Origin of the sequence: Pullulanibacillus camelliae (assembly GCF_014642655.1) — a bacterium.
GTDB classification, from domain to species: domain Bacteria; phylum Bacillota; class Bacilli; order Bacillales; family Sporolactobacillaceae; genus Pullulanibacillus; species Pullulanibacillus camelliae.
On record NZ_BMIR01000013.1, the window covers coordinates 63,283 to 79,755 of the forward strand.

The following is a 16,473-nucleotide window of genomic DNA, read 5'->3' on the forward strand; positions in this document are numbered from 1 at the left end:
CCCGTCAAAAATATTTCGCTTTCCCTGGCTCCTTTTAAAATCTTATCATTTGATATTAGGGCAATTCTCTTCTTTTTATAAAAATGTAAAAGGATTGGTATTAACCTTAGATAAGAGGACTTCTGTATCATAGCGCTGCTGTGTAAGAAACGTCTTAAAAAAGTCTCCCACTCCTTTTTTCATAACTTTTTCAATGTGATGACCTGCATCAACCAAGGATAATCCATCCAAGAGTGCATCGTGCCCTGTATGATAGTAAACATCTCCAGTCACCAAAACATCGGCCCCTTTGAACACGGCCTGTTTATAAAAGGAATTGCCATCGCCACCAAGAACAGCTACCTTCTTAATTTTACGCTGCAAATCCCCTACAACACGAATGCCGTCTAGATCGAAGATACCTTTAACCTGTTCGGCAAATGCCTTCAGGGACAGCTCTTCTTCTAAATAGCCAATCCGTCCTAACCCATAAACTTTTCCTTCGTTCTTCAATGCATAAATATCATAGGCGACTTCTTCATAGGGATGGGCTTGAAGCATGGCACGTGTCACTTTATTTAAGAGTCGTTCTGGCACGACTGTTTCAATTTTAGTTTCTTTTACCCTTTCCAAACGTCCTGCCTCTCCAATAAAGGGCTGGGCAGTGTTTGAAGGCATAAAAGTCCCTTCTCCTTGACTATTAAACGTACAGTGACTATATTCACCTAATGCCCCAGCTCCAGCTTGACCCAAAGCTTGACGCAATGCAACGGCATGTGTTTCCGGGACATAAGCTGCTAGTTTATAGAGTGTTTCGGATTGCTGAGGAACGAGAATCTCCACTTCTTTAAGCTGTAAAGCACTCGCAAGCCAATCGTTCATTCCACCCTCGGCATTATCAAGATTTGTGTGCGCAACGTAAACAGCGATATCATGTTTGATGCACTTAGCGACAATTTTACTTTGCCCTTCATCCGTCCGCATCGTTTTTAAAGGACGGAAAATGACGGCATGGTGGGCAAAAATGAGATCGACCTCATTTTCAATGGCTTCATCCACGACATTTTCAAGAACATCTAGTGTGACCATCACCTTTTTTATTGGTTTATTCAAAGTCCCAATTTGCAGACCGATCTTGTCTCCATCAAAGGCTAATGATTTGGGTATCCATTGTTCAAAAGCCTGAATAAGCGCTTGACCATGAATTGGTTTCGTCATGTGATCACCTCTTCTATTAATGCTATTTCCTTCTCTAAAGCTTTTCTTTTTTCTTTAACCTCATCAGCATTTTGAGCATTGGCCAAAGAGGCTAAGACGCGCCTACGCTTCTGAAGCTCAGCCTGCCACTTTTTCTTGAAGATTGCCGATGAATGCTGTCGTAAATATGGTCCAAACCATAAATCCTCTAGTGATAAACGCGCAGGTGTAAAGGCATGGCGCTTGGCAATCAGCACTTCATAAATATGTCCCTCTTCTTCAAGGATCTCCTCATCAGTAATCCACCATTGTTCCTGCTCCAACCATTCCCTTAATCGTTTTTCACCAACGTTTGGCTGTAGGATCAGTGTCATTCGAGGGTTTAATTTATGCTTCCCCTCTTCTAAAATCGTGCGAATTAATTCGCCGCCCATACCAGCGATGACGACGGCATCTACTTGATCATCGCTAGTTATAACATTTAATCCGTTACCACGGCGAACCTCTATCACCTTTTCCAATTTATACTGCTTAACCGTCTCCTGTGCAGACCGATAAGGTCCTTCATTGATTTCTCCTGCAATCGCGCCTACAATGTGGCCTTTCATAGCGGCATAACACGGCAAATAAGCATGATCTGAACCAATATCAGCTAAATATGCCCCACTCGGAATATAATCCACAAGACGCGCTATACGCTTGGATACTACTAACTCTTTCACATACATCACCATTCATTTTATAATCAATTTCTATGATACGTTGCTTGGTCTTTTTTCGCAAACGAAAGCCGTCTCCATAACTGCTAAAAACATGATCAAAAAACAAAGCGCCTCTCATTACAAGAGCGCACTTTGTCAAAAAATAACCGTTATTTCTTTTTCGCTAACCATGTAGCTACCTTATCAGCCGCATCACCAGAAATGACATTTGGTGGCATTCCACCGCCGCCATTTTTAATCTGATTGAGAATGGCAGCCTTATCCATACTGCTGCCAACCTTTTGAAGATTCGGCCCGATACCGCCTTCAAGGTTTTCTCCGTGACAAGTTGAACACTTCTGACCAAAAATCTTATCCGCCGATAGGCTCGCCAAATTTGCAGTGTCCTCTGTAGACGGCGCATTTTTCTTTGCCGCACGATCCTGTACGATGTTCCCTCCCCAGACACCGATAACAATCATGAGGATGATCCCGAGTACTACAATGATGCCAAAAGGAACGAGTGGATTTCTTTTCATCAAATGTTCCTCCTTATGTATACGGTTTCTAAGATGTATAAATATAATTGTTCGCTAGAAGTAGACCACTTTAATTTTACTTTATTTCGGTCCAGTTGAAAAGGGAAAACAGAAGTTTCAAAATTTATTCACATTTATGAGTAAAGCAGCTATCATCATTGCAGGAAACATACTTTACACAAAGTTTTGAATAAAAGCCCTTTCATTATAAACAATAGCTTTTTCCAGCCAGAACGTCAAGTTATTGGTCAAAGCAAGACGTCACTCAACATCATTATATGTTGAACATTATTATGGCTTCATAATTCCACTGCGTTTAGCGACTGGTTCAAAGCGAAATGCTCCATTTGTCCTTCACACCATTTTCAGAACTTCAGAAATATGGTATAATCCCATTGGAAACGTTTGCAGAATTCTTTAAAGTTAAGTCTTTTTATTCACACCACTTGATTTTTCAAAAAAGTATTTATATTCTATTTGCAATACGTACAAAAAGTCAGTAAAATAAAAGTTAACCATTGCACTCTTCAATTCCCATAATCGTTGCCACTACTCATTCTGCTTTACATGTAGACCGTTCGCCTTCTCATTCCATTGTATATCATTTTTAAACAAAACTTAAAATAGCTCGATTTATATGTTATACACATTGCTTACTGTCTAACTGAAGAATGATTGATAGTGAAGGATCTGATGATTCACATGAATTGCGGAAGCATAAGAGCTCGCCAAATTAAAACCTGCTTTTATCTGTAAACACCTTTTCTTAAAGAATAAAAAGAAAAGTTTACTTCAAACGAAGTAAACTTTACATAGGTCAGCGATTTATTCTAAAAAGTCTTTAAGCTGTTTACTGCGGCTAGGATGTCTGAGCTTTCTGAGAGCCTTGGCCTCAATTTGGCGAATCCTTTCGCGCGTTACACCAAATACTTTACCCACTTCTTCAAGTGTTCTTGTACGACCGTCATCGAGTCCGAAACGCAATCTTAAGACATTTTCTTCACGGTCTGTTAATGTATCTAGAACATCCTCTAGTTGCTCTTTTAACAATTCATAGGCAGCTGCGTCTGAAGGAGCTTGCGCATCTTGGTCTTCAATAAAATCACCAAGATGAGAGTCGTCCTCCTCACCAATTGGTGTTTCTAAAGACACAGGCTCTTGGGCAATTTTTAGAATTTCACGTACTTTATCTGGCGGTAGTTCCATTTCTTTCCCGATCTCTTCAGGCGTTGGTTCTCTACCAAGATCTTGGAGCATTTGCCGTTGAACGCGAATGAGTTTATTGATGGTCTCTACCATGTGAACTGGGATACGAATGGTTCTCGCTTGATCAGCGATCGCTCGTGTAATCGCTTGGCGAATCCACCATGTCGCATAAGTACTAAACTTGTAGCCTTTTCTATAGTCAAATTTTTCTACAGCCTTAATCAGACCCATATTACCTTCTTGGATGAGATCTAAGAAGAGCATTCCACGCCCCACATATCTTTTGGCGATGCTGACCACAAGCCTTAGATTTGCTTCTGCCAATCGACGCTTAGCTTCTTCATCATCTTCTTCAATGCGCTTGGCTAAAGCAATTTCTTCGGCTGCAGATAACAGATCTACACGACCAATTTCTTTTAAATACATTCTTACTGGATCGTTAATCTTTACACCAGGTGGAACGCTCAAATCATTGAGATCAAATTCTTCTTCTTTGGTCTCACCATGAACACCATTGGGGTCATCATTTACCCCCTCAAGGACATCGATGCCTTGATCCCCAAGGAATTCATAAAACTCATCCATTTGCTCTGAGTCTTGATCAAATGGCGCCAATTTCTCGGCGATCTCTGAATAGGTCAACATCCCTCTTTTTTTACCAAGCTCCACCAGTTTTTCCTTTACCTGATCAAAACTTAGCTCTTGTTCAGTCTGTTGTTTACCTGACTTTTCAGCCATTTGATCCCCCTCCTTCCAAAACTCTATTTCATTAATGTCTCTCCAGCTGCTTCTTCATGAATATGATTTCTGCAAGAATTTGTGATGCTTTCTCAAAATCCTGATTTCTTTCAGCAGCCTTTTTTTCTTCCTCTTTTGCGGTGATTTCAGCCCATTTAGTGTGCTGAATAATCTGCTTAATATAATCGTCAATTTCCTGAGACGTTACATCCATATTGACAGACATCATCGCAATTTCAGTTGCTGCTGCCTTAATTTCCTGATCCTCAATGCTCTGTATGAAGGATGCAATATCAGGTACATGTCCTTCAGAGTAAAAGCCATATAAGTAGGCAGCTAATGCCTGATGAATCACATCATTAAAAGCTCCACCGATTTGTTCTTGAACCAATTCCGCAATTTCAGCATCATGCATCATATGTGCCAATAAACGCCGTTCTGCCATTTGATAGGCAGGGAGCAATGCCCGCTTATTCTGTGTGAATTGACTTTTGCGTTCTCGGCGGCTATTCGGCTGTTTCTGCTTACGATAATATTGATACTGCTGCTGCTTAAGCGCATCAAGAGAAATAGAAAACTCATCTGACAACTGGCGTAAATAATGATCGCGTTCAACAGCTTTGGTTAATTGCGCAACCTCCTGTAATACTTTTTCGATGTAAAGGAGCTTTTCTCCTTCATCATTTAAATTTTTTCCTATTCGAAGGTATTGCATTTTAAATGCCATAATTGTTAAACTAGCCCCTAATACATCATTTTTAAACCGTTCTCCACCGTAACGACTAATGTAATCATCGGGGTCCATGCCCTTGGGCATTCTAGCGATTTTAATGGTTTTTCCGTACTGTTTAAGCATTTCTGCGGCACGAAACGCCGCTTCGGTTCCAGCATGATCTGAATCATAGCAAATGATAATTGACTCGGTATTCCGGGTAAGCAGTGATGCCTGATCCTCGGTTAATGAGGTTCCCATTGAAGCGACGACATTGGTGATTCCGGCCTGATGCGCTTTAATCACATCCACGTACCCCTCAAATAAAACCACTTCGCTCGTTTTTTTTATGGCAGCTCGAGCTAAATGATAGCCATAAAGTATTTTCCCTTTATGAAAAAGATGGGACTCGGGACTATTTAAATACTTTGGCTTCTGGTCATCCAGCACCCTCCCTGCAAAAGCAACGGGACGACCGCGATGGTCATGGATAGGAAAAATGACGCGATGGCGGAATCGATCAAAGATCTTGCCATTCAATTCTCGTTTCGAAAGAAGGCCAATCTTTACAAATTCATCGAGATTAAACCCTCGCCGCTCTAAGAACCTCGTTGCCGTTTCCCAAGCATCAACGGCATAGCCGATTTGAAAGGATTGAGCGGTCTTACTTTCAAAGCCACGGCTTTGTAAATACTGTTGGGCTGGTCCACCATAGCGCTGGTCCATCAAAAGATACTGATAGAATTTGGATAAAAGCTCCATCCCATGATATAATGAGGTCGAATTATCATTCTTTTTGAGCGATGAACCACGACTATCTGGTACGTCAATACCCGCTTTTTCACCCAAAATAGCGACCGCATCAAGAAAATCTATGCCCTCGATTTCTTGAATAAAGGAAAAAAGATCCCCACCTGCTTTACAACCAAAACAATGGTAAATTTTTTTATCTGGCGACACAGAAAACGAAGGCGTCTGCTCATTATGAAATGGACAAAGGCCAACATAATTACGTCCCTGCCTTTTCAATTGAACATATTCACCAACAATCTCAACAATGTCCAGAGACTCTCGTATTTTTTCGATGGTTTCTTCACCAATTCGCACGATAAGTCCCCCTTTCATTCATTGAGTTGTGCCTGTTTCCGTCGAATCAATGCAGTTAGTCCTTCAACAAAATAATGACGGTCTACGTCTGTAAAAGGCTTAGGTCCTTTAGTATGTTTATGCGCCATTCGCTCCATTTTAGCCAGATAGCGGAAATGCAGAATCTCAGGCATTTGCTCTTCTTCAATAACTTTCCCGTTTGGAGTAATGACATAAACCCTACGATTGGTTAATAAGCCTGCCAGCCCCATATCCCACGTCACAACAATATCGCCCGCTTTGACATGATTGACAATATAGAGATCAGCAGCCTCACGATCTGGATCTACCATGATCCAATGACCTTTATTATTACTGGAAAGATGATTATAAGAAGCAACATAAATGACATCAATATTATATGCATGAGCCACTTTAGAAATTTCATCTTTCACAGGGCAAGCGTCAGCATCCACATAAAGAAAACATCGATCATCCTTTGTTTTTAAATCATTTTTGGCTTTTGTTTCTACCATAATTAATAATTCGATATCTCCTTACAAAATTCCTGCAACTAAAATCATGTTTTAATTTTTAGAAAGTTGTCGAATGCTTGTTCGAAAACCATATATCCGTTATTTTTATCACAAATATGTATTATAATACATTAAAAACGTAACATTCAACACTTTTTTGCTCAATCAGACATTTTTTTAGCGTTTTTGCACTTTGAAAAAGATTTCCATAATGCGATTTGCTGTTTCTTCAACTGCTCGGTTAGAAACATCTATCACAGGACAACCGATTTTCTCAATCACTTTTTCAAAATATTGGAGTTCTTCTTCAATTCTTTCAAGCTGGGCATAATTGGCGTCTGAATTCAATCCCAGTGCTTTAAGGCGCTCGCGACGGATATAATTCAGTTGTTTTGGACTGATGCGCAGCCCAAAGCATTTATTCGGATTCACCTTAAATAATTCTGATGGAGGATCAACCTCAGGAACAATGGGGACGTTGGCTACTCTTAATCGTTTTAAGGCCAGATATTGGGACAAAGGTGTTTTTGAGGTTCGCGATACACCAACCAAAACGATATCTGCCCGTAGTATTCCCCGCGGATCACGCCCATCATCGTATTTTACCGCAAACTCAATAGCCTCTACTCTTCGAAAATAATCCTCGTCCAACTTGTGCACTAAACCAGGTTTATATGTTGGCTTCATTTGAAAGGTTTGCTGCATTTTATCAATAGTCGGCCCCATAATATCAATATATTCCACATGTGCATTTGTCGCTTGCTGAATTAAATAATGCTTGGTTTCTGGAACAACTAAAGTAAAGGCCACGAGCGCTTGATTTTCTTTTGCTGAGGTAATAACTTCATCGATTGTCGTTTTATCATTGACATAAGGCACGCGTTCTATATCAATGGTTGTGGATTGGAATTGACTCGCTGCCGCTTTTACAACAAGCTCAGCTGTTTCTCCGATTGAATCTGAAATAACATAGATTAACTGTGGTTGCATCTGTTGACTCATTGTTCAGTCCCTCTCCTCTACGCCTAATCACCTTCAGAAAGCTCAACAAAAGCTTTGGCAATTGTCGTTTTTGTTATTCTACCTACGACCTCTAAACCCTCTTCGGTTTTATTCACGACTGGAACGCCATCAATTTGCCTCGTGGTTAACAGTCGGGCAACATCTACGATGGCATCTTCTCCTTCACAAACAGTGATGTTAGGCATGCGTGTCATAATGACGCTCACAGGCACTTGATCTAACTGGCGATTGCCTATTGCCGCTCTCAAGAGATCTTTCCGTGATAAAACACCTTGCAAAAAGGCGTTTTGATCAACAACAAACAGCGTTCCGACATCCTCTAAAAACATTGTGCAGATCGCATCATATGCAGAGACCTTTTCTTGAACGACAATAGGAATTGACTGATAATCCTTTACGACCATGGTTTTTAATTTGGTATTCAGTAGCTTTGAAGGCGTCTTCCCTGTATAAAAATAACCGACCCTTGGACGCGCATCTAAAAAGCCAGACATGGTTAAGATAGCAAGATCTGGGCGCAATGTTGCGCGTGTTAGATTTAATTGTTCTGCTATATGTTCTCCCGTAATAGGACCTTGATCTTTAACAATTTCAATAATCTTTTTTTGTCTTTCATTGAGCTCCATATATGCACATCCTTTAAACACTCACCGCGAACGAGAGGAAATTAAGATCGAGTTATACTCAAAGTCCACTCTATAAAAACACATACCTTTTTTATATTTAACACCCACAATGAAAACTCCTCTTTTTAATGAAATTTTTTTATAACTATTATTTTAAAAAGAGCCTACTCTCTTTTATTTTCACTTATTTCCTATAACAGGGCATTTCATCCATACACTGCTTACAGACCCGGAGCCTTCAAAACATAAAAAGAAGGTGCCTCCCCGAATCTCAAAACAGAGATTGTGGAATACTCCCTATATATTATAATTCGACAAGGAAACGCATTTGACCTGCAAGCTGTCCACATTTAAAAAATGAATGCAGCATTGCCAGCAAACAGATTAGATCAAAAGACGTGCGACTCTTGACAAAAAAGACACACGTCCAAAGCTCCCATAAGGATGAAGCGACAAAAGAGCTTTGGCAAAAAGTGCGTCACATCCATGTGACAACATCGAAGCTCGCACATCACTACTCCCCCAAAAGTAAAAAGCACTTTTCGGGGACCCCGATGGTGCGTCGAACGCTGAAGCTAACACAGTCTGCGCGTCGAAGGCCGTCCCCCGAAAAGCGAGCTGCCTGGAGCAGAAACGTGCACTATTCACTCCATTTATACCCAAAAATTTTATACCTTCTCCTAGATTATTCATAGAAGGTGCCAAAACACAGTAAAAAGGCTTATCTATCAAGTGCTTTATTCTGAATTTCAACGCATCAAATAAATGAAAAAAGAATCCGTTTCTGATAAGGTTAAATCACCACAAAATAACCACCGGAAAGGCTTCTTATAATGGCTCCTTTACCGCAAATAACGCTTGATTTCAATCGTCAAATGAAATTGTCAAATGATGGAGGAGCCCTTTCCTCCGATACAGGTGAGTTCATATTCCGAGAATTCGACGAAAAAATTGGTTTTTCACAAACTCTGATTCAGCATCTGCAGTTAAATTCGGTGTTTTACATCATTCGATTGAAATTCAACGTCATTTTACAAAGTCTCGCAAAAGAGCTACACCCTAACTCGATGCCATCCGATGTATCAAAGACGAAAGAATATGCAGATTCAAACGATACGGACAAAGATCATTAAAGTGGCCAGCAAATGAGTAAAGTCAGGTCGATCTTTGTCCTTCAAATGTTCTTCCAGTTTCGTGTATCAAGCGTTTTTTTGGGACATACTGCAGCGCATTCAAGCATTAAAACTCGAGTGATTGGAGCGGAAGGCGGGAGACTCCTACGGGAACAGCACGTGTCCGAAGATCCACTTGGGAAAACAGATCGTCAAATTCCCAAGTGAGCTGAGGCCGTGGAAAGCGAGCATCCTGGAGCGGAAATCACCTGCCCATGCTATACCCAATTTCAACATTTATTTTCGCGCCAAGGGAAAAGTATGCCCAAAAACAGATAACTTTTTAGTGCACGATCATTTTATTGCTTCATCGCAGTGACTTTCTCAATATTATTCCTAATATAGTTTGGTCTTGAACTGAAATCTCGTTTTTCTTTGAAGGATGAATAAATCAGGCTTCTTTTTATTCTTAAGAAAACTTGGGCCTAACGCCAAGCCTCAGATGGCGAAAGCCAAAGCCCGAACTCATACGGTTTTCCTCAAAGTTATAAATTCTGCCGTTATAAAAAAACTTGCCCTAAAAGAGCAAGAAATTATGTTTCTTTAAATGGATCCAAGCCTTGCAGTTGATCAATGAACCTTTTCGTTTTGAGATTTAGACCAGAATAAGCCTCATAATAGGCATCAATAACCGTTTTTATCTGCTGCTTCGTCTCTTCTTTTAATGCAATCTTGCCGATACGATCAACCTGGATATGCTTAAACATCCGCAAAAGCTTAGCTGATGTAGAAGATAGTGGCAGTGCATTAGGATCAGAGGAGTGACAGCGTTGACAGAGAATGCCGCCTTGGCTTACGGAAAAGGCGACTCCTTCTTCAGCTTGACCGCACCTTACGCACCGATCAACTTCAGCCTCAATTCCCAATACTGGAAGCATTTTGATCTCATAAATAAAGGTGAGCACTTGGGGATCCAGTCCTTCATCCATGTACTTGAGCAAATGATAGACCCACTGGTAGATCGCTGCAAAATGTACATCTTTATCTGATAGCTTGTGGATGACATCGACAATATAGCTGGCATAGGCCATCTTCTCAATATCTGCTTTTATGTATCTGAAAGGGTCGATAGGATCCGCTTGTTGTAGCGTGCCTAACCCCTTTCCCTTTGTAAATAAATAAAGGCCATAGGTTAAAAATTGTGAACCCGCAGATAGCTTGCTTCGCGGTTTTTTCGCCCCTCTCGCCATCACGCCGACCTTGCCAAGCTCTTTTGTATACAGCGTTACTATCTTGTTTGTTTCACCATAATCCGTTGTATGGATCACAATGCCTTCGACTTTGTGTAGCACATTTGATCACTCGCATTCAATGCGTCGGTTGCTGTTCATCCTCTTGACTGCCTTCTTCAAAATCAGGCACTTCATCCTGTTTCTCTACTTCTTTATAAAGCAGGTAGGTGTCCACATTACCAGTCATACAAAAGACCTTCCATGTAAAATCTAACATGGGTTAACCACCTTTCTCACTTTATGATGTTATAGATTTAGGATTCTCTATTTTGCCTAAAACATGATAAGGAAATTATGTCAATCGAACGCATCAATAGTCCTCTTCGTTAAAACCATAATCACGTAAATAAAAAGCTTTATCCCGCCAGCCTTTTTGTACCTTTACCCATAAGTCTAAATAAACTTTTGACCCCAGTAAAGCCTCTATATCCTTTCTAGCCCTAGAACCAATTTCTTTCAGCATTCGCCCTTGTTTCCCGATGATAATCCCCTTTTGCGAATCGCGTTCCACGATAATAGCCGCATGAATGTCTACCATATTTTTTTGCTTTCTCCGCTCTATGGCATCGATGGTAACAGCGATGGAATGAGGGACTTCTTCTTCTGTCAAATGCAGAATTTTTTCCCGGATTAATTCAGACATAATAAACCGCTCAGGGTGATCGGTCACCTGATCATCTGGATAATATTTTGGTCCTTCCTCCAGATAACGACTGATCTCTCGTAGCATTGTATTCACATTATTGCCTTCACGTGCAGAAATGGGAATCGTTTCAGCAAAGGAAAAAGCGTTCCGATACGTCTCAATGAGCGGTAAGAGCTGGTCAGGATGAATTTGGTCAATCTTATTCAAGATCAAAAAGACCGGAGAGTGGCAAGACTTTAACCGTTCAATGATGAATTGATCACCACGCCCATACCCTTCAACGGCATCCACCATAAATAAAACAAGATCCACTTCATTTAAAGTTTGGACAGCAAGCTGAGTCATAAACTCCCCAAGCTTGTGCTTCGGCTTATGTATACCTGGTGTATCAATAAAAATTATCTGTTCATTTTCAGTGGTATACACACCTTGAATCTTATTACGCGTTGTTTGTGGCTTATCGCTCATAATAGCAATTTTTTGCCCAATTAAGTGATTGAGCAGCGTCGATTTCCCGACATTTGGGCGGCCGACCAATGCAACAAATCCTGATTTAAAACGATTCTTTTCAGTCATTTCCCTTCATATCTCCTGACTTAAAGGCACCTGGCAACAATTCCGCAACTGTTGTTTCCAACACTTCACCCTTTAAATTCGTTAAATAAACAGGCATATCTGCAGGACAAAGTTCCGCCATGACTTGGCGACACGCACCACAAGGTGAAACAGGGCCCTCGGAATCTGCAGCAACAGCTAAAGCCGTGTATTCACGGTCTCCCTCAGAGTAGGCTTTAAATAACGCTGTTCTTTCAGCACAGTTACAAAGTGAATAGGCAGCATTTTCAATGTTTACTCCTTTATACACTTTTCCACTTTTAGAAAGGAGGGCTGCGCCTACTGCAAAGTGAGAGTAGGGAACATAAGCAGCGTCCCTTGCTGCGACAGCTGTCTGCATTAAGTGTTCTTTATTCATAGCTGACCACACATCCATTTCATATGTATTTCGATAAAATTAAGATCCCGATAATGACCGCAGCGATTGCCGTAACGACCACAGCACCGGCTGCAATATCCTTCGCTTCCTTGGCTAAAGGATGTTCATCAAGAGTGACTAAATCTACAACCCGCTCAATAGCCGTATTGAAAAGCTCAGCAGTAACGACCAGTGCCATAAGCAATATCAGGATGGTCCAATCCATTCTCGATATATGAAGGAAAAACGAAACGGCAACAACACAAAAAACAGCCAACGTGTGATAGCGCAGGTTTCTTTCCTTCTTAAACGCCTTCCCAATTCCAGAAAAGGCAAAACCAAATTTCTTGATTAATGATTGATCCCTGCTTCGCTGTTGCATTAGCTAGTTCCTCTTTAAACCATAGGAGGAAAGCAGCTCTTCCTGAAGAGAAAACATTTCCCTTTCGTCTTCAGGAGTCATATGATCATATCCAAGTAAATGCAGCAAGCCATGTATGGTTAAAAATCCAAGCTCTCTCTCGAAGGAATGCCCATGTTCCACGGCTTGTTCCTTAGCTTTTGGAATTGAAATGATGATATCTCCTAAAATCCTTGGCATATCGCTGTTAACGATGACTACCTCATCCTCACCCATTTCCTCTAGCGCAAAGGAGATAACGTCTGTAGGCTGATTTTTATCGCGGTACTGATGATTGATCTCCTGAATACGGTTATTATCAACAAAGGTAATGGAAAGTTCAGCTTCACCAATATCCAGCTTTTCCGCCGCATGATTTAACACACCGTTTAGAAGATCATAGTCTGCCTTAGATAGAGCGTCTAACTCATCTGTATAATCAATCGTTAATCCCATTCTCTTTACACCTCGCTTTTCATCACAATGAGCTCTTTTTGTCGTTGACCTCGTCAGGGTACTCAATACGAGAATGGAAAATACCATTTAGCGTTTCAATGATGGAGTGTCTCACCTCATGAAGCTCCTTCATCGTCAAATCACATTCATCGAATTGCCCATCCTCAAGACGATCATTAAAGATGCTTTTAACCAGCTCTTCAATTTTTTCCGGCGTTGGCTTTGGCATGGATCTGACAGCTGCTTCCACACTATCAGCTAGCTCGACAACAGCGGCTTCCTTGGTCTGCGCCTTTGGTCCCGGATAGCGAAACTCCGACTCCAAAACGGCATCCCCCATGTCCTCACGTGCCTTATAATAAAAATATTTTAATAACGTTGTGCCATGATGTTGTTCAGCAATATCAATGATTTCTTTTGGGAGCTTATGTTCCTTAAGAATTTCCACCCCATCATAAGGATGGGCAATGATCACCCGCTTACTCAATTGCGGTGAAATGCGATCATGTGGATTTACCCCGTTAAACTGATTCTCAATGAAAAAGCGCGGGCGTTTCGTCTTCCCAATATCATGATAATAAGCAGCGACTCGAGCCAGTAGCCCGTTGGCTCCGATCACTTCACACGCTCTTTCGGCTAAATTAGCGACCATGACACTATGATGGTACGTTCCAGGTGCTTCAAGAAGAATTTTTCGCAATAATTCGTGATTGGGATTCGACAGTTCAATGAGCTTCATCGTCGATAAAATGCCGAAAGCCGCCTCAAAAAAGGGCAGCAACCCAATCGTCAGCACAGTTGCTAAAAAGCCTGAAAGAACAGCATAGCCTGTTTCTTCACCTAGGTTGATAAGATTAATGGTGCCGTTTTTAATCAGCATAAGTCCAATCACACTCAAAATATTAACGCCGGTAATAATCAACCCCGTCTGAATCAATCGTGGTCGCGAATAATTGCCTCTTAATACGAGAGAACCGGCCAACGCTGAAAACATGACATATAATGCAATCCGATAATCAAAGGTGACCGATGACAAGCCATCGGTTTCATAAATAAAACCGCTGCATATTGCAAAGATAATGCTGGAAACCATTGCGATCCGCTTGTTCATTAAGATAGTGATCAATAGCGGTCCTGCAGCAACAGGTAAAACCAAACCGATATTTTCAAGGTGGGTCGCTTGAATGACATTGCCTAAATTAATAATGATCATGGTCATGAGGAAAATGCACAGGTAAATGAGATACGCATTAGGTGGTGACTTTGCTTTACGCTTCAGCTCATTAAATTCAAGTGCAATTAATGCCGTCAGGAAAAACACAAGGATGGCTAGACCAAAAAAAGGGAGAACGTTAAAATGGTTATCCATCAATCCAACGACCTTCAGTTTATGAAGGACATCACTCGTAATAAGATCTCCTTTTTTGACAATCACTTCCCCTTGTCTAATGACGACAGGCTCAACAGTATTCAGTGCATCCTCTTTATTTCTCTTAGTTGTTTTTGCATCAAATACATAATTGGGTACAATATATTGATTCAGTATTTCCTTTAAGACGTCATGTATTTTTTGTGAAACAACAGTGGTCGGTATGGAATCAATAGCCTTTTGCTGGGTGGCTTCTAAATCACTCCACTTAATCTTATTGCTCATTGTTTCGTATATTGTTGAACTCGTGATATCTCTCGTCCTTGAGAAATCTTGCTCAGAAAAACTCAAGAGGCTAGAAATGACCGCTTTTGGTAAGTGATTATCGCTTGCCTCATTAAGTTTCTTTTCAGCCTGTTTAATTTGATCATCTAATGAAAGGGGTTTGTTCTTATCCGGGTCATCTGTATCCGAGCGATTGCTGTCGTCTTCTTTCCCCTCAGATTTGGCAGCATTATCCTTGCGTATTTCTTGCAGGACATTAAAGAGGTCATTGGCTTTCTCGACTTGAATCAATGCCGCATCTTTATTATATGTATAGGAAGTTGGCGCCTCTGCAATCGCTTGCTCACGAAGATCCTTCGTCGCCTGCCTGTCAACAATTTCTATAGGCGATTGGATATCTTCCTTCGCGATTTGATGCAGCTTGATATCAAGGGTATCTGGAAGTACGACTCTAATCATGCCAACATACATAATCACGCCCAATAACACAAGGATAAGTGACGAAAATAATGAATGTTGTTTTAGCTTGTCCCAATATTTCGACCAATTTGTTAGACGCATTATGATTGATCCCCTTTTATCCTCTAACACGTGATTCGATTATTGCTTTTCTTCATAAGCCTGAATGATTTTTTGTACAAGTGGGTGTCTGACAACATCCGTCTTTTCTAAGAAGATCAGACCGATACCTTTGATTCCTTGCAGGGTTTCGCAAGCAATTTTTAACCCAGATACTTTGCCTTTAGGTAGATCCACCTGAGTGACATCTCCGGTTACAATCATTTTCGACCCAAACCCCAATCGCGTTAAAAACATTTTCATCTGTTCATGAGTTGTATTTTGCGCTTCGTCCAATATGACATAAGCGTCATCCAGGGTTCGGCCCCTCATATAAGCCAAAGGCGCAATTTCTATGGTGCCACGGTCTATCAACCTCAATGTATGCTCAGCACCTAATACATCATGTAAGGCATCATATAGTGGACGTAAATAAGGGTCAACCTTTTCCTTCAAATCTCCAGGTAAAAAACCAAGGCTTTCTCCAGCCTCTACAGCAGGGCGTGTGAGCACGATCCGTTTGATATGACCTGCTTTCAAAGCGGATACCGCCATCACGACAGCTAAATACGTTTTGCCCGTCCCTGCAGGACCGATGCCAAATACCATATCATTGGTTTTCATTGCTTGAACATAGTGCTGCTGTCCCAATGTTTTGACACGTATCGGTTTTCCTTTTGCATTAACTGTGATTTCTTCATCATATAAAGCATCAAGTGTCTCAAGCTTGTCCGCCTCAGCGAGCTGAATCGCGTACACTACATCCCTCTCTCCAAAGTGAATGCCTCTTCGGATCAAACGTAACAAAGCATGAAGCACATTTTCAACAATCTGAATCGCTTGGTGGGAACCTGATACGGACACTTCCTCACCACGAGTAACAATTGAAAGACCGAGTTTTTCCTCGATGATTTTCAAATGGGCATCCCCAGGGCCAAATAAATTAATAGCCTCATTGGTATTTTCTAATTTAAAGTTGATTGTCTCTAAAAGGTGTTCTGACAAATTGACTCAATCTCCTTGATTCCAATTGTTCTTA

At 41.0% G+C, this 16,473-nt stretch carries 16 protein-coding genes and 2 pseudogenes; 2 read left to right on the plus strand and 16 right to left on the minus strand.

Features of this window, described 5'->3' with window-relative positions; genetic code table 11:
• Nucleotides 1–75: 75 nt before the first annotated feature.
• The 8 genes from IEW82_RS13350 to ccpN all read right to left on the minus strand — a co-directional run bounded on the left by IEW82_RS13350 (nt 76) and on the right by ccpN (nt 8,343).
• On the minus strand, nt 76–1,197 hold the full coding sequence (locus IEW82_RS13350; protein ID WP_188695123.1) for a Nif3-like dinuclear metal center hexameric protein: 1,122 nt from the start codon (nt 1,195–1,197) through the stop codon (nt 76–78).
• The gene (locus tag IEW82_RS13355) at nt 1,194–1,898 is read right to left on the minus strand and encodes a tRNA (adenine(22)-N(1))-methyltransferase (protein ID WP_373285723.1); all 705 of its coding nucleotides are present in this window, start codon (nt 1,896–1,898) and stop codon (nt 1,194–1,196) included. Before IEW82_RS13355 ends, IEW82_RS13350 begins: the two co-directional genes overlap by 4 nt.
• 149 nt (nt 1,899–2,047) lie before the next feature.
• A complete protein-coding gene (locus tag IEW82_RS13360; RefSeq protein ID WP_188695129.1) occupies nt 2,048–2,416 on the minus strand; it encodes a c-type cytochrome in 369 nt (122 codons plus the stop codon).
• Between the two features lie 825 nt (nt 2,417–3,241).
• Nucleotides 3,242–4,360: an RNA polymerase sigma factor RpoD gene (rpoD, locus tag IEW82_RS13365; protein ID WP_188695131.1), complete on the minus strand. Its 1,119-nt coding sequence runs from the start codon at nt 4,358–4,360 to the stop codon at nt 3,242–3,244.
• A gap of 31 nt (nt 4,361–4,391) precedes the next feature.
• Complete coding sequence (gene dnaG / locus IEW82_RS13370) at nt 4,392–6,179, minus strand: DNA primase (RefSeq protein ID WP_308422163.1); 1,788 nt, start codon at nt 6,177–6,179, stop codon at nt 4,392–4,394.
• A gap of 14 nt (nt 6,180–6,193) precedes the next feature.
• Nucleotides 6,194–6,694 (minus strand): YaiI/YqxD family protein, encoded by a 501-nt coding sequence (locus IEW82_RS13375; protein ID WP_188695136.1) that lies wholly within the window; start codon nt 6,692–6,694, stop codon nt 6,194–6,196.
• Nucleotides 6,695–6,871: 177 nt separating this feature from the next.
• Complete coding sequence (locus IEW82_RS13380; RefSeq protein WP_188695249.1) at nt 6,872–7,684, minus strand: pyruvate, water dikinase regulatory protein; 813 nt, start codon at nt 7,682–7,684, stop codon at nt 6,872–6,874.
• A 35-nt stretch (nt 7,685–7,719) separates the two neighbouring features.
• Nucleotides 7,720–8,343 (minus strand): transcriptional regulator CcpN, encoded by a 624-nt coding sequence (gene ccpN / locus IEW82_RS13385; RefSeq protein WP_188695141.1) that lies wholly within the window; start codon nt 8,341–8,343, stop codon nt 7,720–7,722.
• Between the two features lie 833 nt (nt 8,344–9,176).
• Between ccpN and IEW82_RS20430 the strand changes: the two are divergent.
• Nucleotides 9,177–9,386: pseudogene (locus IEW82_RS20430) on the plus strand (IS1380 family transposase); the annotation flags it as partial.
• Nucleotides 9,382–9,597 (plus strand): annotated as a pseudogene (locus IEW82_RS20435) (transposase); the annotation flags it as partial. The pseudogenes IEW82_RS20430 and IEW82_RS20435, both read left to right, overlap by 5 nt.
• Nucleotides 9,598–10,048: 451 nt before the next feature.
• On the opposite strand, the gene recO reads toward IEW82_RS20435, so the two are convergent.
• The 8 genes from recO to IEW82_RS13430 all read right to left on the minus strand — a co-directional run bounded on the left by recO (nt 10,049) and on the right by IEW82_RS13430 (nt 16,439).
• Complete coding sequence (gene recO / locus IEW82_RS13395) at nt 10,049–10,807, minus strand: DNA repair protein RecO (protein ID WP_188695144.1); 759 nt, start codon at nt 10,805–10,807, stop codon at nt 10,049–10,051.
• A gap of 16 nt (nt 10,808–10,823) precedes the next feature.
• Complete coding sequence (locus tag IEW82_RS13400) at nt 10,824–10,964, minus strand: YqzL family protein (RefSeq protein ID WP_188695148.1); 141 nt, start codon at nt 10,962–10,964, stop codon at nt 10,824–10,826.
• A gap of 93 nt (nt 10,965–11,057) precedes the next feature.
• Nucleotides 11,058–11,969, minus strand: a complete 912-nt coding sequence (gene era, locus IEW82_RS13405) for a GTPase Era (RefSeq protein ID WP_188695150.1) — start codon at nt 11,967–11,969, stop codon at nt 11,058–11,060.
• The gene (gene cdd / locus IEW82_RS13410) at nt 11,962–12,366 is read right to left on the minus strand and encodes a cytidine deaminase (RefSeq protein WP_188695153.1); all 405 of its coding nucleotides are present in this window, start codon (nt 12,364–12,366) and stop codon (nt 11,962–11,964) included. Before cdd ends, era begins: the two co-directional genes overlap by 8 nt.
• Before the next feature lie 19 nt (nt 12,367–12,385).
• A complete protein-coding gene (locus IEW82_RS13415; RefSeq protein ID WP_188695156.1) occupies nt 12,386–12,748 on the minus strand; it encodes a diacylglycerol kinase family protein in 363 nt (120 codons plus the stop codon).
• A gap of 3 nt (nt 12,749–12,751) precedes the next feature.
• Complete coding sequence (gene ybeY / locus IEW82_RS13420) at nt 12,752–13,222, minus strand: rRNA maturation RNase YbeY (protein ID WP_188695160.1); 471 nt, start codon at nt 13,220–13,222, stop codon at nt 12,752–12,754.
• A gap of 22 nt (nt 13,223–13,244) precedes the next feature.
• Nucleotides 13,245–15,437: an HD family phosphohydrolase gene (locus tag IEW82_RS13425; RefSeq protein WP_188695163.1), complete on the minus strand. Its 2,193-nt coding sequence runs from the start codon at nt 15,435–15,437 to the stop codon at nt 13,245–13,247.
• A gap of 39 nt (nt 15,438–15,476) precedes the next feature.
• Nucleotides 15,477–16,439 (minus strand): PhoH family protein, encoded by a 963-nt coding sequence (locus IEW82_RS13430; protein ID WP_188695167.1) that lies wholly within the window; start codon nt 16,437–16,439, stop codon nt 15,477–15,479.
• Nucleotides 16,440–16,473: the final 34 nt, after the last annotated feature.